Origin of the sequence: Corynebacterium sp. HMSC06C06 (genome assembly GCF_001807295.1) — a bacterium.
Classification (GTDB): Bacteria; Actinomycetota; Actinomycetes; order Mycobacteriales; family Mycobacteriaceae; genus Corynebacterium; species Corynebacterium striatum.
In genome coordinates this window covers 41,894-63,883 of record NZ_KV788489.1, presented here as the reverse complement: position 1 = coordinate 63,883, position 21,990 = coordinate 41,894, and the positions used below count along the sequence as shown (strand labels likewise).

The following is a 21,990-nucleotide window of genomic DNA, read 5'->3' as shown; positions in this document are numbered from 1 at the left end:
GTGTTCAGTCTAGACCTTCCCTTCGATTGCGCGCAGCCACTTCTTTAGCAGCTCGGCTAACGCTTAGTCACGACGAAGCGCGGCGAAGAACATCGCGTCGGTGCCGTGGCGATGCGGCCACATCTGGACCGACTTGTGGTGTCCAACGTCACCCATATCCGGAATGAGTTCGTGGGCATCGAGCTCCACGGCGCCCAGCTTGGCGACAGCGCGATCCACAACGTCGCGCGTTTCCCTCAGGTCCGGCGAACACGTCGAATAAACCACGACACCGCCGGGGCGCACGAGCTTGAGCGCGGACTCGAGCAGCTCAAATTGCAGCTCGTTGAGTTCGGCGATGTCGGACTCGGACTTGCGCCAACGAGCCTCCGGACGGCGACGAAGGGCGCCAAGGCCGGAACACGGGGCGTCGACAAGCACGCGATCGAAGCCAGCCAAAAGGCCGGGGTTACGGCCGTCAGCTACGTGCACACGAACAGGCAGATCCGCAACAGTCTTCTTGATGAGCTCAGCGCGGTGCGGCGAGACTTCCACCGCATCGACATGGGCCTGCTCAATGCGTGCCAGCGCACCCATGAGGGCCGCCTTGCCGCCTGGGCCCGCACACAGGTCGAGCCACCGCCCGGAATCAGTACCTGCAACGGGTGCTTCGACCACTGCGCGGGCAATGAGCTGCGAGCCTTCATCCTGGACCGCGGCAAAGCCCTGCTTCACAGGCTCCAGATCACCCGGATCACCAGATTCCATGTAGACGGCATAAGGCGAGTACTTGCCTTCTTCGTTGCCGGTCATAAGCGCCAGCTCCTCGGCGCTAATCTCGCCGGGACGCGCTACTAGGTGGACGATAGGACGCTGGGAGTCGCCTTCCAGCGCTGCTTCGAGTTCGCCCAAGCCGACGACACGGCTAAAAGACTGTGCGATCCACGCGGGATGCGCGTGCTTGAAGGCCAGTGCCGCGATCTCGCCCTGCGGGGCGAGCTTGTCGAGCCACTTCTCGGCTGGGGTGCGCGTGATGGTGCGCATGATGCCGTTGGCAAAGCCCTTAGCTTTCTCAAAGTCTGCGGCCTCAACCAAACGCACAGTGGTGTCTACGGCAGCATGCGGCTCCACGCGGGTAAAGAGCACCTGGTAGGCGCCCAGCCGCAAAGCATCCAAAACCTCAGGGGCAATTGCATCAAGCGCACGGGACGAGCACTCCCCGATGACTGCATCGAGCACTCCCTCGGTGCGCAGAGAACCATAGGTCAGCTCGGTTGCAAAGGCAGCGTCGCGGCCTTCAAGCTTGTGCACGCGCAAAGCCTTGGGCAAGGTCAGGTTCGCAAACGCATCATCGCTGTGAACGCGGCGCAGTACCTCAAAGGAGACCGCACGAGCGGTGTCTACGCCGCTTCGTCGCGCAGCCTTGACGAAGGAGTTCTTCTCCTGCGTGCCCCGCCTGCCTCGAGGGTGGTGTGAATTACGCGAATTATTCTTGCCTTTGCGCTGCAACGATCCGCGTTGTGCGTCACGCGCATACTGCTTACGCCCATCGGCCTTGCGCTCGGAATCGCCGCCTTTGGAGCGGGAACGGAAACCACCACTCATGAGAACCTCACCTCTTTGTTGCCGCCCAGGCCGCGCGCCCAGTCTGCAGCGTTCATCATCTTCTTGCCGGGAACTTGCAGACGCTCCAGCTTGACTGCCGCATCAGCTGTGCCGACGTACACGGACTTCTTCGTAATGTGCGCCTCACCTGGTGCGAGGGCAACGCCCTCAAGTGCCGGGTCAACGCCTATGAGGCTAACCGGGCCAAGCTTGACTCGCTCCTCCCCAAGCATGGTCCAGGCACCCGGGGCCGGGGTGTGTGCACGAATGTGGCGGTCGATGGCTTCCGCGGAATCCTGCCAATTGACGCGCGCATCCTCAACTGCGATCTTGTGCGCGTAGGAGGGCTCGCCCGATTGCTCGTGTGGGGTGATGGTGCCTGCCGCCAAGCCGTCCATCGTTTCCACCAAGAGATCACCACCGGCATAAGCCAGGCGGGTGAGAAGATCGTCTGCGGTATCAGTTGCCTGAATCTTCTCTTCGAGCGTGCCCAGGATGACGCCGGTGTCCAATCCCTTATCGATACGGAAGGTAGTAGCACCCGTGACTTCATCGCCGGCTGCGATTGCAGCTTGCACTGGGGCCGCCCCGCGCCACGCAGGTAGCAAGGAGAAGTGCAGGTTGACCCAGCCATAGCGCGGTAGGTCAAGAAGATCCGGCGTAATAAGGTTGCCGTAGGCCACAACGGGGATAGCCTCAGGAGAAAGATCGCGCAGACGTGCGCGCAGCGCCTCGCCGTCCTCGGTGCCGGGCTTGAGGGTGCTTGGGGTGAGCACTTCGATTCCATGTTCTTGAGCCAGCTTTTTCACCGGGCTGGGGTGCAGAGTACGGCCCCGGCCCCTGCGCGCATCGGGCCTGGTGATAACCGCGACAACTTCATGCTTGGAGGCAATGAGCTTTTCCAAAGCCACCACTGCGGGCTCCGGGGTACCGGCGAAGACAATTCGCATGCTGAACCTTTACTTCTTTCTTCTCTTGTTGCTCTAGTTTCTTAGGCTGCTCTAGCTACTAGGAGTTAAACCACTCTGAATTGCGGATAACCTGCATCGCTTCTTTGCGCCGCTCAGGGGTGAGCCTTTGCAGGAACAAGACGCCATCAAGGTGGTCAGTCTCATGCTGAATGCAACGCGCCATCAACCCGGAGGCCACCATCGAGATGGCATTGCCCCGTACATCGCGGCCGTGGACCACGACCGATTCATAGCGCTCGGTGTTTTCGGTGATGTCCGGAATCGATAGGCAGCCCTCGGGGCCGTCCTGCGTCTTGTCCCCCAACGAGGTCCACACCGGGTTGATGATGGCCCCACGCAAGCCGGTCTGAAAGTGGGAGCAGTCATAGACAAAAATGCGCTTGGTCAAACCAATCTGGTTTGCGGCAAGGCCTACTCCGCCGGCCGCGTCCATGGTCTCCAGCATGTCATTGGCCAAGGCCTCAAGCGATGAATCAAACTTTTCAATCTCGGTAGCACGAGACGTCAAGACTGGATCGCCGTACATGCGAATTGTTCTGATTGCCACTGCGGAACCACTACCTTTCAAACAATTACGTCGCACTCGACAATAGTGGACATGCCAGACACCGCGGCGGACTGGGTAGACCCAGCAGCACTAAACCGTCTCCACCACGCGCTCCACGTCCATAAGGTGGCGTTTAGCCGACGTGAATTGGGTCTACCTGAATGCGCAGTGGCAGCTCGTCCTTACGGGCGCTGCGCGCAGCGTTGGCGTTGCGCAGCGCCGTGCCCAGCTGTGAGCGCGGTCCCAACGGGGTGCGGATGAGTGCCCTTTGTGGCGGTCCAAAGCGCTGTTCATCATACTCACCGGGCAGGGTGACTCCGGGCGGAAGCGGGACCGGGCCCAGGATCTCAGCATGCTCAGGCAGCTCTGTAATCGAAAGAAAGTGATCCAGTGCGGCATCCGCTCCATCTACGGCTGCCATATGCACGGCCGGTGGGAAGCGCACTTCCCGACGCCCCGCCAACTCAGCGCGCGCTGCTGCCACCATGTCCCAATTCACTAAATATTGGACAACTGCTAACGCCTCATCCGCAGCGATAATCACTTCCCCACCTTTGGAGTGCGGGCTCACCAAGGTCGCTGCCGCAGCCCACTTGGCCAGGGCCTCTTCGGTTGCGCGCAGATCCTGACGATTGAGCAGCGTGGCAGCTTCTAGCAGCAGCGCCGCGCCATAATGACCGCCGTCCGCAACATGGGGTTCCGCACCGGGAGTCGCAATGACAAGTGCCGGCTCCCCTGGCACTTCATCGATGACCTTGTTACCGCCAGACATGACAATCCGCGTGCTTGGAAAGGCGCGACCCAGCTCTTCCGCCGTACGCTCCGAGCCCAATACGATGGCGCGCAGGCGCGGCGAGCCGCATTCCGTGCACCGGAACTTGGAGTCGATGCGCCCGCACCACGTACAGGTTGGCAGGGATGCTTGGCCCTCATGCCCACCGTGCGAATCACCCGGCAGGCCAAGTGGACCGTTGCAATGGCGGCACCTTGCCGGGGCACGGCAATTCCCGCATGCCAGGATGGGCGCGTAGCCCTTGCGCGGGACCTGCACGAGAACTGGTTCGCCGCGGTCGAGGGCACGACGCGCGGCTTGGTATGCAGGACCGCTTAGCGACGTCGTTCCGCCCTGCAGATCACGCGCCACCTGGAATCCAAAGGCTCCGACCGGCGTGATCGCAGGACGCCGCGCCGAAAGCGACGACTCACTCGGCACTAGGTCGTGCGCCCACCCCGACTCCACCAGTAGCTGCGTCTCCGCGGTGCGCGAATGCCCGGCCAAAATAAGGCTGCATCCCTCTAACGCAGAGCGCGTGGTGAGCACCTCGCGCGCATGTACGTAGGGCTTGAGATTATCCACGAGATTGTCGTCACCATCGTCCACGATGACGGCAAGGCGCAGATTCGCCACCGGAGCAAAAGCCGCAGACCGCGTGCCGATGACGATGCGTGCCTGGCCCACCAAGGCTGACAGATAGCGCCGGTACCTAGCCTGCGGACCAGTGGCGTTGCCGAGCACGGTTACCTGTTTAGCCGCGACTATCTCGCGCAGCGCACGCTCGAGCTTGTCGACGTCACGTTGATCCGGCACCACGATGAGCGAGCCGCCTCCGTCTACCGCGATTTTTGCAACCAAAGCAGCCAGCGCTGCCGCCCAATCATCGCCGGGTGCTACCTGCCAGGCAGCGCGCGCAATGCCGCCGCCTAGCACTGTATCCACGAAAGACTCGCCGAACTGATACGCGGACCAGCTGGACAGATCGGGTTCGCTGGCGTCTCCCAGCTCCTCCCACGGCGTCGACAAGTCTGATTCTTCCGCCTTGGCATGACGCGGAGGGATAGCGGAACGAATGATGTCGGAGCGAACTGCCCCGTACCGGGCGGCAAGCGATTCGACGAGTTGTGAGAGCTGCGCTGGATAGACTGCAAAGGGTGAGATCACACGGTCGAGATAGCGCAGCTCGCCCGCGAACTCCGAGTCGTTGCGACGCTCCAGAACGATGGCGTCGCTAAGCCGCCCATTGAAGCGGATACGTACGCGAACCCCAGGCTGTGCGGCCTCCGATTGTTCCTCGTCCACGCGGTAGTCGAACCCGCGATCTAAGTGAGCAACCCCTAAAAGAGGCAACACCCGCGCGACCGGTTTGTGGGCGGCGGGTGTTCTCTTCGGCATAGGCTCAGATTCTACAGGCCAGCTGCCTTTCGCAGTGCGGCGGCACGGGAGGTCGACTCCCATGGCAGGTCAACGTCGGTACGACCGAAGTGACCATAGGCCGCAGTCTGCCGGTAGATAGGACGCAACAGATCGAGATCACGGATGATGGCCGCCGGGCGAAGGTCGAAGACTTCGTTGACTGCCGCTTGAATAGCGGCGTCGCTGAGCCCCTCATGTGCGGTGCCGAACGTCTCGACGTACAGGCCCACCGGCTTCGCACGGCCGATGGCGTAGGCCACTTGAACCTCGGCCCGATCGGCGAGTCCTGCGGCGACGATATTCTTAGCCACCCAACGCATTGCGTAAGCTCCGGAACGGTCAACCTTACTCGGATCCTTGCCAGAGAAGGCACCGCCACCGTGGCGGGCCATGCCTCCATAGGTGTCAACGATGATCTTGCGGCCGGTAAGACCCGCATCGCCCATTGGGCCGCCGAGGATAAAGGAGCCGGAAGGGTTAACGAGCAAGGTGGTGTCTTCGCCGTAGTACTTTTCCAAGCCAGCATCCTGGATGACCCATTCGACGACGTGCTTGCGCAGCTGTTCCTCAAGCCACTTCTGGGTCACGTCTTGGTCGTGCTGGGTGGAAATGACGATGGTGTCTAAGTGCGAAGGAACGTTGTTGTCGTCATAGGCGAAAGTCACCTGGGTCTTGCCGTCTGGGCGGAGGTGATCAACGATCTTCTCCTTGCGCACCTCGCTGAGGCGGCGGGAAAGACGGTGCGCCAGAGCGATGGGCAGCGGCATGAACTCGGCGGTCTCGTTGGTGGCGTAGCCGAACATCAGGCCTTGGTCGCCGGCGCCTGCGGAGTCATTCTCCTCATCAAAGTCGTCACCGCGATCGCGGGCCTCGGTAGAGGTGTCGACGCCGGCACCGATTTCCTGGGACTGCTCGCCAATGGCGACGTTTACGCCACAGGTATGTCCGTCGAATCCGACGTCAGAAGAGGTAAAGCCGATGTCCGTGAGAGTCTTGCGCACCAATTGCGGGATCTCGACATAGCCGGTGGTGCGGACCTCACCTACTACGTGGACCTGGCCGGTGGTGACTAGGGTCTCGACGGCGACGCGAGCATGCGGGTCCTTCTCGAGCAGCGCGTCGAGGATGGTGTCGGAGATTGCGTCGCAAATTTTATCCGGGTGTCCCTCAGTCACAGACTCACTGGTGAACAAACGGGTAGCCGGTGCATGGTTAACAGTCACAAATATTCCTTAGTGCAGAAAGAAGTGCTTATTTAGCGTTCATTGCATGGTTCTGGCCCCAAGCTTTAACAACTAGCCAGCATAGACCAAGCGGTCTATTAATGCAATTAGGCCGGTCTACTAGCTGAGGATTTGATTCACAGCATCCAGGATCTGCGCTGCGACCACATGCTTTGAGCCATGGGCAACGACTTGCGGCTCGCTATCCCGGCGTAGAATCCACCCTTCGCTGGTGGTCTGGCCGAAGACCTTGCCCTCGCCCACTTCGTTAGCCATGAGTACATCGCAACCCTTGCGTTCAAACTTCGCTTGCGCGAACTCCAAAGCCGTATGGGTGGAATCGCCAGTCTCGGCTGCAAAGCCGACGATGACGACGCCTTCTTTGAGCTCTCCTGCTGCACGCTGGGCCACCAGCCCCTTGAGGACATCGGGATTTTCCACGAGCTGGAGTGAGGAGAGGGCGTCGTCAGCCGTGCCCTTTTTCATCTTTGAGTCGGCGACAAGCGCTGGCCGGTAGTCAGCGACGGCTGCGGCCATGATGATGACGTCGGCGTCCTTCGATTCCTCAGCCATTGCAGCCTCTAGGTCTGCGGTAGAGACCACGTTTCGGATTTTGGCTCCGGATGGCACAGGAAGCTCAGCGGTATTTCCGGCCACGATGACTACCTCTGCCCCGCGCTGCGCTGCAATCTCGGCTAACGCAAAGCCTTGGCGCCCAGAAGAGCGGTTGCCGAGGTAGCGCACTGGGTCTAGGTTCTCCTGGGTGCCTCCCGCGGAGATGACGACCTTCTTGCTTGTCCAATCATGCGGGATACGGTAGCCGTCTAGCTCAGTGCGCACGAGCTCCGCGATCTGCGCAGGGTCAGGTAGACGGCCGGGGCCAGAATCCTTACCAGTAAGCCGTCCATGGGCAGGCTCCATGACTGTGATACCACGGCGACGCAGCGTAGCAACGTTTTCAACGGTGGCCGGATTGAGCCACATCTCGGTGTGCATGGCCGGTACTACGATGACCGGGCACGTGGCCACAAGCACGGTTGCTGTCAGCAGATCATCTGCGCGGCCTGCAGCGATTCGGGCGATGACATCTGCAGTAGCCGGCGCGATAACAACGGCATCAGCATGCTGGCCAATATTGACGTGCTGCACCTCATCGACGGCATCGAATACAGTTGTGGAGACGGGATTGCCGGAGAGCGCTTCGAAGGTTGCAGCGCCAACGAAGTTTAGCGCAGCGGGCGTTGGAACAACGCGGACTTCATCGCCGTGCTCTTTAAGGTCACGGACCAAGTGGCAAGCCTTGTAGGCAGCGATTCCGCCAGCCACGCCAACGACGATGCTACGCGGCTGCTTCGCCGGCTCCTGGCTGCTAGTAGGAGCCGCTAGATTCTCAATTGCGTCAGTCACCCGCCCGAGTCTACAGGGTGGTACTCCACGCACTTGAACATGCCGAAGGCCCCCAATCACATCGGGTGATGCGAGCGGGGGCCTTAACGGGAGAAAGCTTACTTGCCTTCCTCGTGGTCGAGGAGGCCAGCTTCAATCTCACGAAGAGCGATGGAAAGCGGCTTCTCGCCGACCTCAGGAGTTACCAGAGGTCCAACGAACTCGAAGACGCCCTCATCCTGCTCTTGGTAGTAGCTGTTGATCTGGCGCGCGCGCTTTGCGGCAAAGATCACCAGTGCGTACTTGGAGGAGACCTTGTCGAGGAGCTCATCGATCGGAGGGGCGGTAATGCCCGTTGGCGGATCGAATACTGGCTCTGGCTTCTGGGCCTCAGTATTAGCAGGGGTGGTCACGTTAGTCACATGCACCTTTACTTCACTTGGAAATGGTCAAAATCTAGTTCTATCCCTGCAGGATATCACTAATTGCTGCCACGGCGTCATCAAGATTTTCATTGACAACCACGTGGTCGAACTCGTCTTGAGCGGCAAGTTCCGCGTGTGCGGTTTCTAGCCTGCGGTCGATGACATCCTGTGGCTCCGTTCCACGACCGGTCAAGCGCTCAACGAGCACTTCCCAGGATGGTGGCGCCAAGAACACGGTTTTTGCCTCAGGCAAAGCCGCCTTGACGTTGCGAGCCCCTTCCAGATCTACCTCGACAAGCACGGGGCGACCAGCTGCCATTGCCTCTTGTACGGGACGGGCAGGAGTGCCGGAGCGCTGCAGGCCGCCGTGGATTTCTGCCCATTCGAGCATCTCCCCGGCGTCGATACGCTGTTGGAAGGTTTCAGGAGTAACGAAGAAATAGTCAACCCCGTCCTGCTCACCAGGTCGGGGTTGACGCGTCGTCATTGAGACGCTGAAGTACAGCTTGTCGACGTCATTGCGCAGGCGCGAAACTACAGTGGACTTACCCACCGCGGAAGGCCCAGCCAGAACGACTAGGCGACCGCGTGTAGTTGCGTCAGACATCGCGACTCTTATTCGCCGTAGCCGAAGCGCTCGAGCAGAGCACGGCGCTGGCGATCACCGAGGCCGCGGAGACGACGGGTCTGAGCAATCTCGAGATCTTCCATGATTTCCTTAGCCTTGACCTTGCCAACCTTCGGCAGAGCCTCGAGGAGCGCGGAGACCTTGGTCTTGCCGATGATCTCATCGGTCTCAGCCTTGTCCAGAACGTCCTTCAGGTTGGTCTCGCCGCGCTTCAGTGCAGCCTTGAGCTCAGCGCGAGCCTTGCGAGCCTCAGCAGCCTTTGCGAGAGCTTCCTTGCGCTGCTCATCAGTCAACTTTGGAAGGGCCACGGGTTTCCTCCGATTTCATTAGATTGATAATTTACGTCCAGTAAGTCTTACCAGATTCCGGTCGCAATAACGGGAGCGAATCCCTTGATGCCATGAGAACTCCCCAAGCTACAACCCATGAGTAGAGCTCGGTTTTGTCACCTGGCGCGAACCGACTTCTGGCAATCCTAGCACTGGTGTTTACGCGATGACATTACTTGGGTCCAGTTTGGATGGAATTCCCGCACGTCATCGCGGTGCGTTTTACAAACTACCAGGTAAATGGCGGGCCTGTTAATCGGCCACACCACTTCCCTAAAAAGCAGTCTCTGCCAGTGCTTCCTTTACGGCTTCCTGCAGGTCACGCACCTGAGGACCGCGCGAGAGCACAGAGCGGGAAACATTTGCAAAACCAAGTTCCGGCGCTGCGATGGTGATTGCTTTCACGTCCTGTGCCGTGGCCCCTTGTGCTCCAACGCCAGGAAGCAGAACTGGACCCGCAAGCTGGTCAAGGACCGGTGGATGCTTTAATGTTGCACCAACGACTACTCCGACATTGCCAGCACGGCCTTCTGCCGCGTAAGACGCATTAATCGCAGCACATTGATTGACCACTCCCTGTGCCACTGTCACACCGTCAGCGTCCTTGATGGACTGGGAACTCACCGCTTCAGGGTTGGAGGTCGCAGCGAGAACGAACACACCGCGTCCAGTCTCTTCCGCCAAGTCGAAGACTGGTTTAAGAGAGCCAACCCCCAAATACGGCGATACCGTGACCGCATCCGAAAGCAACGGTGAGGTCTCCCCTAACCAAGCATCAGCGTAGCCAGCCATGGTGGAACCGATATCACCGCGCTTTGCATCAGCAAGCGTCAGACATCCGGCCTCGCGTAGGCCCTGGAGTGTTTCTTCCAGTACTGCAAAGCCGGCGGAGCCGAAACGCTCAAAGAAGGCCACCTGCGGCTTAACCACGGCAACAGTGTCAGCAAATGCTTCCACACAGGTGCGAGCAAACGTCCGCAGACCGTCAACATCGTTGTTCAGGCCCCAGGCCTGCAGAAGGTGCGCGTGTGGGTCAATGCCTACGCACAGACGTCCGCGCTCAACCCCTGCAGCGACCAGCCGCTCACCAAAGGTCTTACTTGGTTGGACCATGCTCGAGCTCCTGGAGTGCACGGACCTCGAGGTCGCCAACACGAAGCGCCTCAATCCCCTGGACCGCTGCGGTTACGCCCTGCACAGTGGTGATAAGTGGCACGCCTACAGATACCGCAGCCGCGCGGATGTCGTAGCCATCGTGGCGTGCGGTACCAGAACCAGCTGGGGTATTGAGGATGAGGTCAATCTTGCCACTAAGAATTTGGTCCACGATGGATTCCTGGCCCTCTGCAGCCTCGGATACTTTGACTGCTACTTCACAGTCAATGCCGTTGCGGCGCAGCATCTGCGCAGTTCCCGAGGTAGCGATGATGTTGTATCCCATGTAGGCCAGACGCTGGATCGGGAAGATGAGGGTGCGCTTGTCGCGGTTAGCCACGGAAACAAACACGTTGCCCTCAGTTGGCAGCGGGCCGAAGGCTGCCATCTCGCCCTTGGCATAAGCAGCACCGAAGTTGCTGGCAAGGCCCATGACCTCACCGGTGGACTTCATCTCCGGCGAAAGCAGGGTGTCAAGCAACTTGCCGTCTTCGCGGCGGAAGCGGTTGAACGGCAGAACAGCTTCCTTAACGGCGATCGGGTGCTCAATTGGCAGCGAGCCACCATCGTAGTCAGTTGGAATCATGCCCTCAGCCTGCAGGCTGGCGATAGAATCGCCCAACATCACACGTGCGGCAGCCTTAGCTAGCAGGACGCCTGTTGCCTTAGAAACGAAAGGCACGGTACGCGATGCGCGCGGGTTAGCCTCGATGACGTAGAGGATGTCATCCTTTAGTGCGTACTGAACGTTCATCAAGCCCTTCACGCCGATACCGTGTGCAAGGGCGCGAGTGGACTGACGGACCTTTTCAATGTCCTCAGGGCCCAGGGTCATAGGAGGCAGTGCGCAGGAGGAGTCACCGGAGTGAATACCGGCTTCCTCGATGTGCTCCATAACGCCGCCCAGGTAGACATCCTCGCCGTCGCAGAGCGCATCGACGTCAATTTCGATTGCATTATCCAAGAAGCGGTCAACTAACACTGGGTGGTCGGCGGTGATTTCGGTGGCGCGCTCAATGTAATCGCGCAAGGAGGTCTCGTCGTACACGATCTCCATACCGCGGCCGCCCAAGACGTAGGACGGGCGGACCAAGACGGGGTATCCAATACTGAGGGCAACAGAACGTGCCTCTTCAAAGGAGGTGGCGGTACCAAAGTCTGGTGCTGGCAGCTTTGCTTCGGCAAGTACCTTGCCGAACTCGCCGCGGTCCTCGGCCAGGTCGATCGCTGCTGCGGAAGTACCAACGACTGGAACACCAGCTTGAGTCAGGCGCTCAGCAAGGCCCAGTGGAGTTTGTCCACCAAGCTGGACAATGACGCCAGCTACCGGGCCGGACTCGGATTCCGCGTGGAATACCTCCATCACGTCTTCAAAGGTTAACGGTTCAAAGTAAAGGCGGTCAGCAGTGTCGTAGTCCGTGGACACGGTCTCAGGGTTGCAGTTAACCATGACGGTCTCGTAGCCCTGTGCGGACAGCTCGAGCGCTGCGTGAACACAGGAGTAGTCAAATTCGATGCCCTGGCCAATTCGGTTCGGGCCGGAGCCCAGGATGATGACTTTTCCTTTGCTGTCGTCCGGCGCCAGCCGGACCTCGGACTCAGCGTCTGGGTCGAGCTCGTAAGAGCTGTAGTGGTACGGAGTCTGTGCCTCGAACTCACCTGCACAGGTGTCGACGGTCTTGTACACCGGGCGAATGCCCAGGGACCAACGCAGGGAACGAACGCCATCCTCGCCCGCGAACTCAGGACGAAGCGCGGCAATCTGGGCGTCGGAAAGCCCGAAGACCTTTGCCTCACGCAGAAGCTCAGCATCGAGAACCGGCGCATTAACGAGTTCTGCACGGAAATCAACGAGTGCCTTGAGCTCAGCAAGGAACCATGGGTCAATCTTGGAGTGCTCGTGGAGTTGCTCAACGGTAGCGCCCAAGCGGAAAGCTAGTTCGACGTCGTACATGCGGCCCTCAGTCGGGCGCTCGAGGTCCTTGAGGACTGCGTCCAGATCCTGAGCACAATCGCCTGCAAAGAACTCGTCAGGCTTGGTCCAGAACCCGTTAGGCTTGCTCTCGAGCGAACGCATCACCTTGTTGAGACCAGAGATGTAGTTGCGGCCGATGCCCATGGCCTCACCCACCGACTTCATGGTGGTGGTCAGGGTGTCATCTGCACCTGGGAACTTCTCGAAAGCAAAGCGAGGAGCCTTGACGATGACGTAGTCCAAGGTCGGTTCAAAGGCGGCCGGGGTAACACCCGTGATGTCGTTCTGGACCTCATCCAGCGTGTATCCAATGGCCAACTTTGCAGCCAACTTGGCGATGGGGAAGCCCGTTGCCTTGGAGGCAAGAGCGGAGGAACGAGACACACGCGGGTTCATCTCGATGACGATGATGCGGCCATCAACCGGGTTGACGGCGAACTGGATGTTGCAGCCGCCGGTGTCAACGCCGACCTCGCGAATAATCGCAATGCCGAGGTCACGCATCTTCTGGTACTCGCGGTCAGTCAGGGTCAGGGCTGGTGCCACGGTTACAGAGTCACCAGTGTGCACGCCCAATGCATCGACGTTTTCGATAGAAGCGATGACCACGACGTTATCGTCGCCGTCGCGCATCAGCTCGAGCTCAAATTCCTTCCAACCAAGGATGGATTCCTCAATGAGAACGTTGGCCTCGGGCGAAGCAGCCAGGCCGCCGCCTGCGATGCGGTCGAGATCTTCCTGGTTATAAGCCAGGCCAGAACCCAAACCACCCATGGTGAAGGAAGGACGCACGACTACCGGCAGGCCAAGCTCTGCAACGGTCTCGTGGACCTCGTCCATGTTGTGGCACACGCGGGAGCGCGCAGACTCGCCACCGATGGAGGCCACGATGTCCTTGAACTTCTGACGGTCCTCGCCGCGCTCGATAGCGTCAATGTCTGCACCAATGAGCTCGATACCGTACTTATCAAGAATGCCAGCGCGGTCGAGCTGCACGGCAGCGTTCAGCGCGGTTTGGCCGCCCAGGGTAGCCAGGACAGCATCAATCTTGTGGCCCTCTTCGAGCTCCTTGACGATGATCTTCTCAATGAAGACAGGGTCGATTGGCTCGACATAGGTGTGGTCGGCAAATTCCGGGTCGGTCATGATGGTGGCCGGGTTGGAGTTGACCAGGGTGACGCGCAGTCCTTCTTCTTTCAGGATGCGGCAGGCCTGGGTGCCCGAGTAGTCAAACTCACAAGCCTGACCAATGACGATCGGGCCGGAGCCGATAACCAGGACGTGGTTTACATCGTTGCGCTTTGGCATAAGTTTCTAATCCTCTTCCTGGTTCTTACTTGTTCGGGGTGTGCTCGGTCATCAGCTCAATGAACTGATTGAACAGCGGGTTGGCATCGTGAGGGCCGGCTGCCGATTCAGGGTGGTACTGCACGGAATAAGCCATACCGTCCTTGAGCGCCACGCCTTCAATGGTGTTGTCGTTAAGGCAGGTGTGGGTCACGATGCCGCGACCGAAATCGGTGTCGAATTCCTCGCCAGCCGGATTCTCTTTGCCGGATGGGCTGGCGATAGCAAAACCGTGGTTCTGAGAGGTGATATCAATCTTGCCGGTCAGGTGATTCCGGACCGGAACGTTGATGCCACGGTGGCCGAACTTCATCTTGAAGGTGTCTAGGCCCAGGGCACGACCCAGAATCTGGTTACCGAAGCAGATTCCGAAGAAAGGCACGCGGGCGTCCAGAACATCGCGCACAACGACGACCATCTTGTCAGCGGTTGCTGGGTCACCAGGGCCGTTGGAAACGAAGACCCCGTCCGGGTTGTACTGTTTGATCTCCTCGTAAGGGGTGTTCGCCGGCACGACGATGGTCTCAATTCCGCGCTTAGCAAAGTTGGCCGGAGTCGCTGTCTTGACGCCCATATCGTAGGCAACAACGGTGAACTTCTTCTCCCCCTCTGCCGGAACGGTATAAGGCTCGTTAGTCGAGACCTCTGCCGAAAGGTCAAGACCTTCCATCGACGGCTGTCCCTTGACCTCAGCAAGCAACTCCTCGACAGGGCGCTCGGCTGCCTCGCCGCTGAACACGCCGGCGGCAATGGAACCGTAGTTGCGCAGGTGGCGAACTAGGGTGCGGGTGTCGATGCCGCGGATGCCGATAATGCCCTGGTTTTCCATCTCTTCGGAAAGTGAGCGCTCGGCACGCCAGTTAGACACGCGCTGTGCAAGGTCGCGGATAACCAAGCCCGCGACCCAGATCTTGTTGCCGTGGGACTCGTTGTCCTCGTCATTCCAGCCAGTGTTACCGATCTGTGGTGCGGCTGCAACCACAATCTGGCGGTGGTAGGACGGGTCCGTCAAGGTCTCCTGGTAACCGGTCATGGCGGTGGTAAACACTGCCTCGCCGAGTGTGGTGCCGGTGGCGCCGAACCCGTATCCACGGAAGGTACGACCGTCAGCCAGCACGAGAATTGCCGGGATCCTTGCCGGTTTGTTGTCAGTCACAATGTGGCCTTTCTCTGGCTCAAAAGATTTCCTAGGTTGCAAGATTACTTGCCTTCAGCTTCGTCTGCGCCGAGTTCATAAGTTACGGTGCCGCGCAGAATGGTGTGGGTGACGCGGGCGCCAAACTCCTCACCTTCATAAGGATTGTTTTCAGACTTCGAGGCAAGCTGCGTGGAATCAGATACCCACGGGTGCTCCGGGTCAACAATGGTCAGGTTCGCAGGCTCGCCAACCTCAATCGGACGACCATGACCTGGTAGCTTGGTGATCTCAGCTGGGCGCTCAGACATCACGCGGGCGACGAAACGCCAATCAGCGAGCCCAGTGGCAACGAAGATTTTCGCAATGACCGCCAGTGAAGACTCTAGGCCCAACATGCCAGGCTTCGCGTTCTCGAACTCCACACACTTGTCCTCCGAGCCATGCGGCGCATGGTCGGTTGCAACGACGTCGATAAGCCCATCGAGCAGGGCTTGGCGCAAAGCAAGGGTGTCACGCTCCTCGCGCAGCGGCGGGTTCACTCGGAACACACCGTCATAGGTCACGAGCTTCTCGTCGGTGAGCAGCAGGTGGTGCGGGGTGACCTCTGCGGTCAGCGGGATGTCCTGGCTCTTAGCCCACTTCAAAAGCTCCACCGTGCCTTCGGTCGAGGCGTGACAGATGTGCATACGGTTGCCGTAGTCACGGGCGAGCAGGGCGTCGCGGGCCACGATGGACTCCTCAGCCACGCGCGGCCAGCCACGCAGACCCAGCTTCGCGGCGGTCTCGCCCTCGTGCGCCGAAGCACCCTGGGTCATACGGTGATCCTCCGCGTGCTGCGCCAACAAGACATCCAACCCCTTGGCGTATTCCAGCGCGCGGCGCATCAGCTGCGGATCCTGGACGCACTTACCGTCGTCGGAGAACATGCGGACCTTCGCGTCAGAGCGCGCCATCATGCCGAACTCAGTAAGAGTCTTGCCCTCGAGGCCCTTGGTGATGGAACCCACCGGGTGAACGTCGCACAAGCCCAGTGCCTGCGACTTAGCCCAGACGGACTCAGCGATGATCGGCTGGTCAGTAACCGGAGTGGTGTTAGCCATGGTGAACACCGCAGTGAATCCACCCTTGGCGGCTGCCTTGGAACCGGTCTCGATGGTCTCGGTGTCCTCACGGCCAGGCTCGCGCAGGTGGACGTGCATGTCCACGAGGCCCGGCAGCAAGACGTTGCCCTGACCGTCGATGCTCTCATCGAAGGAGGTGTTGGATTCCAAGTTTGCTCCGATGGCAGCAATTACGCCGTTCTCAATAAGGAGCTGCACTGGCTCGCCTTCACCGTAAGGGCGAACGTTGGTCAGCAACAGACTCTTTTCCGCGGGGGCGGAAAGACGGCCGGTTTCTGGATAGTTAGTCATAAGTTGCTCTCCCCTTTTAGATTCCGGCGTTCTCGCCATTAGTCAGAAGTGTGAACAGCACTGCCATGCGCACGTGGACACCGTTGTTTACCTGCTGCAGAACCGCAGTCTGGTCATAGTCAGCAACCGCGTAATTGATCTCCATGCCACGGAGCATAGGACCTGGGTGCATGACGATGGCGTCCTTCTTCATCGCTGCAGCACGCGTCTTGGACAGCCCGTAGAGGTTGGCGTATTCGCGATGCGACGGGAAGAAGCCACCGTTCATGCGCTCAGCCTGAACGCGCAGCATCATCACAACGTCGGCGTCGGCAATCTCAGAGTCAAAATCATAGGAGACGTTCACCGGCCAGGTATCTACTCCGAAAGGCAAGAGGGTCGGCGGTGCCACAAGGGTGACCTCCGCGCCAAGCGTGGTCAGCAAATCAACATTGGAGCGGACCACGCGGGAGTGCAGGCAGTCACCAACGATCTTGACCTTGAGACCTGAGAAGTTTCCGTCCTTTAGACCAAGACGTTGACGCATAGTCAAGGCGTCGAGAAGCGCCTGCGTTGGGTGCTGGTGCGCGCCATCGCCCGCGTTGATAACGGACGGGCCCTTGCCACCTGGTGCAACCCATTCGGAAAGCTGCTGAGCAGCTCCCGAAGATGGGTGGCGGATGATGATGGCGTCCGCGCCGATGGAGGAAAGAGTGAGGCCCGTGTCCTTGAGGGACTCACCCTTCTTCACTGACGACGTCGAGGCAGACAGGTTGATGACATCAGCAGACATCCACTTGCCCGCGGTCTCAAACGAGGAACGGGTGCGAGTGGAGTTTTCGTAGAACAGGGTAAAGACGGTGCGGCCGCGCAGCGTCGGCAGCTTTTTAACCTCGCGACCGTCGAGAGCCTCGTGGAACCGGTCGGCCTCGTCGAGAAGGCCAACGATCTCGTCCTTGGACAGATCTGAAATGGACAGTAAGTGCTTCATTTAAGCCTCCGCGGTGGTGCGGGTCAGGATGACGGCGTCGCGGTCGTCAATATCAGCGTTGAAGACGGTGACGTCTTCGTCGCGTGCCGTAGGGATGTTCTTGCCCACGTAATCAGCGCGGATCGGAACCTGACGGTGACCGCGATCAACGAGGACAGCGAGCTGGATGATGTCGGGGCGTCCCACGTCCGAGAGAGCATCAAGTGCCGCTCGAATCGTACGACCGGAGAACAAAACGTCATCAACCAAAATAACGGTTGCGCCGTTAATTCCTCCGTTAGGGATCTTGGTTGGCTGCAGGGCACGGTGCGGTTTGCTGTTGAGATCATCGCGGTAGAGCGTGATGTCCAACGAGCCCCATGGAACTTCCACCCCTGAAAATTCCTCAATTTTGGTTGCTAGGCGCATAGCCAATGGCACGCCACCAGAGGGAATGCCAAGGAGTACGACCCGAGGTGCGTCCTCAGAGTCGAGCGCCGTCTTTTCAATGATCTGGTGCGCGATGCGTGCGACAGTTCGCGCGACGTCATCAGAGCTCAACAGCTCATTTGACTCCGCGTTGGTGCCAGTTCCACTCATCGTGACCTCCTTCCCCGCCTCACGGTGCGGTCTTTAAAGGATGCCGGTAGATGTAATCGAGGGAAATCTGCCGCGGGATTGCGCAACAAACTCCACCTCAAATGGTTTTGGATGTCTATGCTTAAAAGACAGCAATCACTTTAGCACTTCGGTGCCTAACTTGTGTGCACTTGCGCACGGTGTAACCACACAGCAGCACTCCACGCTGCTAGCGTCGTGCATAGCTATCAAGAATTAGTTCGTTTGGTGCTGTGAAGGCGTCAATGAGGTAACCAAACGGGTGAGAAGGAAGGCACAGGCCTAGTGAGTTTTTCGGCACAGCACGTGGTACCCGCCCCACGTGAGCAAGTATGGCAATGGCACGCCCGCCGAGGAGCCCTAGCGCGTCTTACTCCTCCATTCGTTTTCATGACGCCGCTCCAACAAGCCGAGTCCTTGGCAGACGGTACATCGATTCTCGGCCTGCCAGGCGGACTTAAATGGATCGCGCGGCATGACCTTTCACGCTTCCAAACCGGAGTAAGTTTCACCGACGTCTGCCTGACCGCGCCAATGCGCTCCCTGGCTACATGGCGCCATGATCACCTTTTCAAAGACGAAAACCAGGAAGGCGCCGAGGTCCCGTACACGCGGATCACGGATAACGTCGATACCCGCATTCCAGCCCACGCGATGAACTCCCTGTTCGCTTACCGCCAGCAGCAGCTCATCAAGGATTTTGAATTCCTGACACAGCTCAAGGAGCTGGGACCGCATGCGCTACCCCCTGCAGTCGCTGAGCAACAAGCCGTCCGTCCGCTCGTCTTCGCTATTACCGGTTCCCGTGGCGGGGTGGGCCGTGCGTTGACTGCCCAGCTCACCACCGCTGGGCACCAGGTCATCCAACTTGTACGCGCCAACCCGAAGCCGGGCCAGCGTTTGTGGCGGCCACATCTGCCTTCGCCTGAGCTCTTAGAAGGCGTAGATGTACTCATTCATCTCGCTGGCGAGCCGATCTTTGGGCGATTCAACAGCGCCCACAAGGCAGAGATTCGGGACTCCCGCGTGGGACCGACACGCCTCCTGGCGCAGGTTGCAGCTCATACCCCAGGATTGAGCACCATGGTGTGCGCGTCTGCTATTGGTTTTTATGGATCTGACCGTGGCGATGAAGAACTGACCGAAGCCGCACCGCGCGGCGAGGGATTCCTCGCCGATGTCGTAGAGGCCTGGGAAGATGCTTGTGCTCCTGCCCGGAACGCGGGAAAGCGGGTAGTAAATGTGCGCACCGGCATCGCTCTCTCTGGCAACACCGGCCTGCTCCCGATTCTGCGCGCCCTTTTCTCCACAGGACTCGGTGGCACTTTCGGAAAAGGCGAATTTTGGTATAGCTGGATTGCACTAGATGATCTCACCGACATCTATTTCCGCGCCGCGGTAGATTCCCAACTTAGCGGCGCTATCAACGCAGTCTCCCCCACCCCAATCCTTAACAAGGAGTTTGTGGGCGCATTGGGCGAGGAACTCAAACGGCCTGCTGTAGTGCCGATCCCTACGATCGGGCCGGCACTGCTTTTGGGCAAAGAAGGCGCGCGTGAGTTGGCCTTGGCCAACCAAAGGGTACTTCCCACAAAGCTTCAGCAGGTGCGTCATTCCTTCCGCTATGAAAGTGTCGATGCGGCCCTTGCACACGAGCTGGGCGGCGAAGAGCTGTGGGGGTCTAAGTCGCAGCGCGGGTGAGTAAACACATCACCTATCACTCCGGTACCCTTGGGTGAGTCGTCCAATTTGTTCACTAAGTACCAACGTGAGGATTGTAATCAGTGACTGATCAGCCCAACGGTCAACCCACCATCGTTCCAGACACCCCAATTGAGGCAGTGACTCTTGAGCGGGTGGCTGAAATCTTCGATTCAGAGAATCTGGAGTACCGCATCGAAGAGCAGCCCGTATCTGAGGACCAGACGGTCCAGCTGCTGCGTACTGGTTTCTCGAATACCGCCATCGCATTGCAACTGCGCGGAAATACGCTCACTGCTGATTCTGTGTGGCGCGGTACTGTTCCTGCTTCTGAGGGGCCAAACCTCCTGATGCTGATCAACCAGTGGAATCAGACTCACTTTGCACCCACTTTCCGTTTCTTCGAAGGCCCGGAAAACACCCTGGCTGTTTCCGGCGTTCGAGAACTCGACATCACGCACGGCGCGTCGCGTAACCAGCTTGGTGCCTTCGTGATGTCCACTTTGGACGCCATCTTGCAGTCCTTCGCGTGGATGGAAGAACAGTACCCGCAGCTCGTAACCTGGGAGGAGCACCAGAATGACTAATCAAGCCGCCGCTCAGCCGCAGGTCGATCTAGACCGCGTTATTGAAGCCATGAAGACCTTCGACATTGAACTAACTGCAGTCGAAGGCCGCGATGACGCGGCTACCGCTAACCTAAACGGCCTACCATGCCTTTTTGCAGTCCTAGACTCAGTGACCATCGTCCGCTGCGATGTTCCTACCGATGCTTCTTATGCAAAGGCCGACGCCGGTCTTTTCTTGGCTGCTAATCAAATCAACTCCGTCGCGTTAGGTGCACGCGCAGTCATCACCGAGCACGAAGGACTCCTCGTAGTCCGGACCGAGCGGGATATTGCTTGCGCCGCCGGAATGTCCGATGAGCAACTCGCTGCTTCTTTGAAAGTAGCTGTTGACGGCGTTATTGGCGCCCAGGACACCATGGTGGCTTCCGCAGAAGAGATGGCGAAGTTGGGGTCCGAGACAGCGGCGAAGGCCGGCGAGGATTCCTAGCCTCTACAACGCAGCTTAAGCGCCCCAAGCCTAAGTTCTCACCGTTTTCCGAGGGAGGCCAATGCGCCTCCCTCCTTTTATCCTCCATTGATAAAGAAGGCATCTTTCGTGGCTATCACGTCCACTTCCAACCAATCTCCCGCATCCCCAGACCTGCATCAAATTAAGCCGGTCAATATCCACCGTCTCGCAGAGCTCTTTGAATTGCTTGAAGCAGACTATGTCTTGGTAGACAAGGTCATCGAGTCCGGCAGCGACGGCGACCTTGATGACACCGCCGAGAAGCACGCTGAAAAGAACACTGAAAAGAACACTGAAAGCAGCACAGGCCGCTCGCTTGGCGGCGCCCTTGTACTGCAAACCGGTCTTCCCCACATCACGATCCATTTTGATCTCGTGGACGATGTACTTAGTGCCTTTGCGGTGTGGGAAGGCAGAATCCCAGCCCGCGCTGAGGAGAAAGTGGGAGCATTCGTCTCCGACTTCAACTGGAACATGGCCGCCCCGACGCTAAGCTATGACTTCCGGGTCAAAGGCAACGGCGCGCCCACAGATAAGGAACCCACGGAAGAGATTGCCATCTGCGCCAACCGCGCCATGGGCGTAGGCGAAGGGCTCACTCGTAACCAGCTCGGCAGCTTCGTGCTGAGCGCCTTGGACAGCTTCGGCTCCGCTTTCGAAACTGTGGCTCAGGAATTTCCACAGTCTGTGAAGTGGCAAGAGAAAGAAGATGCGCACCAGTCCCCTGCTGCACGCAAGAAAGGCCAAGGCCGCTAATGACGCACAATAACGTTGACCCATTTCAACTCTTCGGTGAGATGTCTTTTCCTGCTGTGACCGTTCAGCGCACCGCCAAACAGTTGGGCACCCCTGAACTCAACATGGACCCATCTGAGAATCCTGACTTTCCGGATGCACTTAGCGGCAAGCTCAACAATCTTGACTGGGTGATTTCGGTTGCGGAGGATCTGGTCAAGCTGGAGTGCATCTTGCCTACCACGCTGTCCTACGAGGATGTCGCCCAAGTCCTGCAAGTGATCACGAACGAACATAACGCATCAGCTTTTGATGGCCGCGCGCTGCTCGGTCAAACCGAAGAAGGCATGATTGAGCTGCGTGGAGACGCCAGCTTTGTCACCGCCGCCGGCATGAATGATGACCAGCTCTTTCACGCGCTGAATCTCGCCATCATCGCAGCTCAGGATGCCCTCTTTAGTTCCCTGGACCGCTTCAACGCCTTCGCGCTGGCCGTCAAAGAGGCCGATGAGCAAGAGGGCAACTAGCCCACTGGCTCTGTCGCCTATTCGGCGTCGAGAATGCGCGGCCTTTCGGCCTCTGGGTCGAAGCCGTGATCG

General features: G+C 59.1%; 20 protein-coding genes. 5 read left to right on the top strand and 15 right to left on the bottom strand.

Features of this window, described 5'->3' with window-relative positions; all coding sequences use genetic code 11:
• Positions 1 to 63 precede the first annotated feature (63 nt).
• The 15 genes from HMPREF3153_RS05395 to pyrR form a co-directional block, all read right to left on the bottom strand.
• On the bottom strand, positions 64 to 1,584 hold the full coding sequence (locus tag HMPREF3153_RS05395) for an RsmB/NOP family class I SAM-dependent RNA methyltransferase (protein WP_049145856.1): 1,521 nt from the start codon (positions 1,582 to 1,584) through the stop codon (positions 64 to 66).
• The gene (gene fmt / locus HMPREF3153_RS05390) at positions 1,581 to 2,534 is read right to left on the bottom strand and encodes a methionyl-tRNA formyltransferase (protein ID WP_046645937.1); all 954 of its coding nucleotides are present in this window, start codon (positions 2,532 to 2,534) and stop codon (positions 1,581 to 1,583) included. The genes HMPREF3153_RS05395 and fmt overlap by 4 nt, the downstream gene beginning before the upstream one ends.
• Positions 2,535 to 2,592: 58 nt before the next feature.
• On the bottom strand, positions 2,593 to 3,102 hold the full coding sequence (def, locus tag HMPREF3153_RS05385) for a peptide deformylase (RefSeq protein ID WP_070420248.1): 510 nt from the start codon (positions 3,100 to 3,102) through the stop codon (positions 2,593 to 2,595).
• A gap of 133 nt (positions 3,103 to 3,235) precedes the next feature.
• Complete coding sequence (locus tag HMPREF3153_RS05380; RefSeq protein WP_070420247.1) at positions 3,236 to 5,272, bottom strand: primosomal protein N'; 2,037 nt, start codon at positions 5,270 to 5,272, stop codon at positions 3,236 to 3,238.
• A gap of 11 nt (positions 5,273 to 5,283) precedes the next feature.
• On the bottom strand, positions 5,284 to 6,516 hold the full coding sequence (metK, locus tag HMPREF3153_RS05375) for a methionine adenosyltransferase (protein WP_070420246.1): 1,233 nt from the start codon (positions 6,514 to 6,516) through the stop codon (positions 5,284 to 5,286).
• 120 nt (positions 6,517 to 6,636) lie between these two features.
• Positions 6,637 to 7,911: a bifunctional phosphopantothenoylcysteine decarboxylase/phosphopantothenate--cysteine ligase CoaBC gene (gene coaBC / locus HMPREF3153_RS05370; RefSeq protein WP_070420312.1), complete on the bottom strand. Its 1,275-nt coding sequence runs from the start codon at positions 7,909 to 7,911 to the stop codon at positions 6,637 to 6,639.
• Positions 7,912 to 8,021: 110 nt separating this feature from the next.
• Entirely contained in the window at positions 8,022 to 8,324 is a 303-nt protein-coding gene (gene rpoZ / locus HMPREF3153_RS05365; RefSeq protein ID WP_070420245.1) for a DNA-directed RNA polymerase subunit omega, read from the bottom strand.
• A gap of 40 nt (positions 8,325 to 8,364) precedes the next feature.
• Positions 8,365 to 8,934, bottom strand: a complete 570-nt coding sequence (gmk, locus tag HMPREF3153_RS05360; protein ID WP_005531650.1) for a guanylate kinase — start codon at positions 8,932 to 8,934, stop codon at positions 8,365 to 8,367.
• A gap of 8 nt (positions 8,935 to 8,942) precedes the next feature.
• The gene (mihF, locus tag HMPREF3153_RS05355) at positions 8,943 to 9,263 is read right to left on the bottom strand and encodes an integration host factor, actinobacterial type (protein WP_005531652.1); all 321 of its coding nucleotides are present in this window, start codon (positions 9,261 to 9,263) and stop codon (positions 8,943 to 8,945) included.
• 294 nt (positions 9,264 to 9,557) lie between these two features.
• Entirely contained in the window at positions 9,558 to 10,397 is an 840-nt protein-coding gene (gene pyrF, locus HMPREF3153_RS05350) for an orotidine-5'-phosphate decarboxylase (protein WP_070420244.1), read from the bottom strand.
• The gene (gene carB / locus HMPREF3153_RS05345; protein ID WP_070420243.1) at positions 10,381 to 13,722 is read right to left on the bottom strand and encodes a carbamoyl-phosphate synthase large subunit; all 3,342 of its coding nucleotides are present in this window, start codon (positions 13,720 to 13,722) and stop codon (positions 10,381 to 10,383) included. The genes pyrF and carB overlap by 17 nt, the downstream gene beginning before the upstream one ends.
• Before the next feature lie 25 nt (positions 13,723 to 13,747).
• The gene (carA, locus tag HMPREF3153_RS05340) at positions 13,748 to 14,917 is read right to left on the bottom strand and encodes a glutamine-hydrolyzing carbamoyl-phosphate synthase small subunit (RefSeq protein ID WP_049062358.1); all 1,170 of its coding nucleotides are present in this window, start codon (positions 14,915 to 14,917) and stop codon (positions 13,748 to 13,750) included.
• Between the two features lie 44 nt (positions 14,918 to 14,961).
• The gene (locus HMPREF3153_RS05335) at positions 14,962 to 16,311 is read right to left on the bottom strand and encodes a dihydroorotase (RefSeq protein ID WP_049145867.1); all 1,350 of its coding nucleotides are present in this window, start codon (positions 16,309 to 16,311) and stop codon (positions 14,962 to 14,964) included.
• 16 nt (positions 16,312 to 16,327) lie between these two features.
• Positions 16,328 to 17,281: an aspartate carbamoyltransferase catalytic subunit gene (locus tag HMPREF3153_RS05330; RefSeq protein WP_049151711.1), complete on the bottom strand. Its 954-nt coding sequence runs from the start codon at positions 17,279 to 17,281 to the stop codon at positions 16,328 to 16,330.
• A complete protein-coding gene (pyrR, locus tag HMPREF3153_RS05325) occupies positions 17,282 to 17,860 on the bottom strand; it encodes a bifunctional pyr operon transcriptional regulator/uracil phosphoribosyltransferase PyrR (protein ID WP_046645928.1) in 579 nt (192 codons plus the stop codon). It abuts the gene before it with no gap.
• A 303-nt stretch (positions 17,861 to 18,163) separates the two neighbouring features.
• Here pyrR and HMPREF3153_RS05320 point away from each other — a divergent pair, with 303 nt between their 5' ends.
• The 5 genes from HMPREF3153_RS05320 (at position 18,164) to HMPREF3153_RS05300 (ending at position 21,918) form a co-directional block, all read left to right on the top strand.
• Positions 18,164 to 19,579, top strand: a complete 1,416-nt coding sequence (locus tag HMPREF3153_RS05320) for a TIGR01777 family oxidoreductase (RefSeq protein WP_070420242.1) — start codon at positions 18,164 to 18,166, stop codon at positions 19,577 to 19,579.
• Between the two features lie 83 nt (positions 19,580 to 19,662).
• Positions 19,663 to 20,166, top strand: coding sequence for a YbjN domain-containing protein (locus HMPREF3153_RS05315; RefSeq protein WP_005531666.1), 504 nt, complete (start codon positions 19,663 to 19,665; stop codon positions 20,164 to 20,166).
• On the top strand, positions 20,159 to 20,635 hold the full coding sequence (locus tag HMPREF3153_RS05310; RefSeq protein WP_070420241.1) for a YbjN domain-containing protein: 477 nt from the start codon (positions 20,159 to 20,161) through the stop codon (positions 20,633 to 20,635). Before HMPREF3153_RS05315 ends, HMPREF3153_RS05310 begins: the two co-directional genes overlap by 8 nt.
• Positions 20,636 to 20,743: 108 nt before the next feature.
• Positions 20,744 to 21,412 (top strand): hypothetical protein, encoded by a 669-nt coding sequence (locus HMPREF3153_RS05305; RefSeq protein ID WP_246817170.1) that lies wholly within the window; start codon positions 20,744 to 20,746, stop codon positions 21,410 to 21,412.
• Complete coding sequence (locus HMPREF3153_RS05300; RefSeq protein ID WP_052953175.1) at positions 21,412 to 21,918, top strand: hypothetical protein; 507 nt, start codon at positions 21,412 to 21,414, stop codon at positions 21,916 to 21,918. Before HMPREF3153_RS05305 ends, HMPREF3153_RS05300 begins: the two co-directional genes overlap by 1 nt.
• Positions 21,919 to 21,990: the final 72 nt, after the last annotated feature.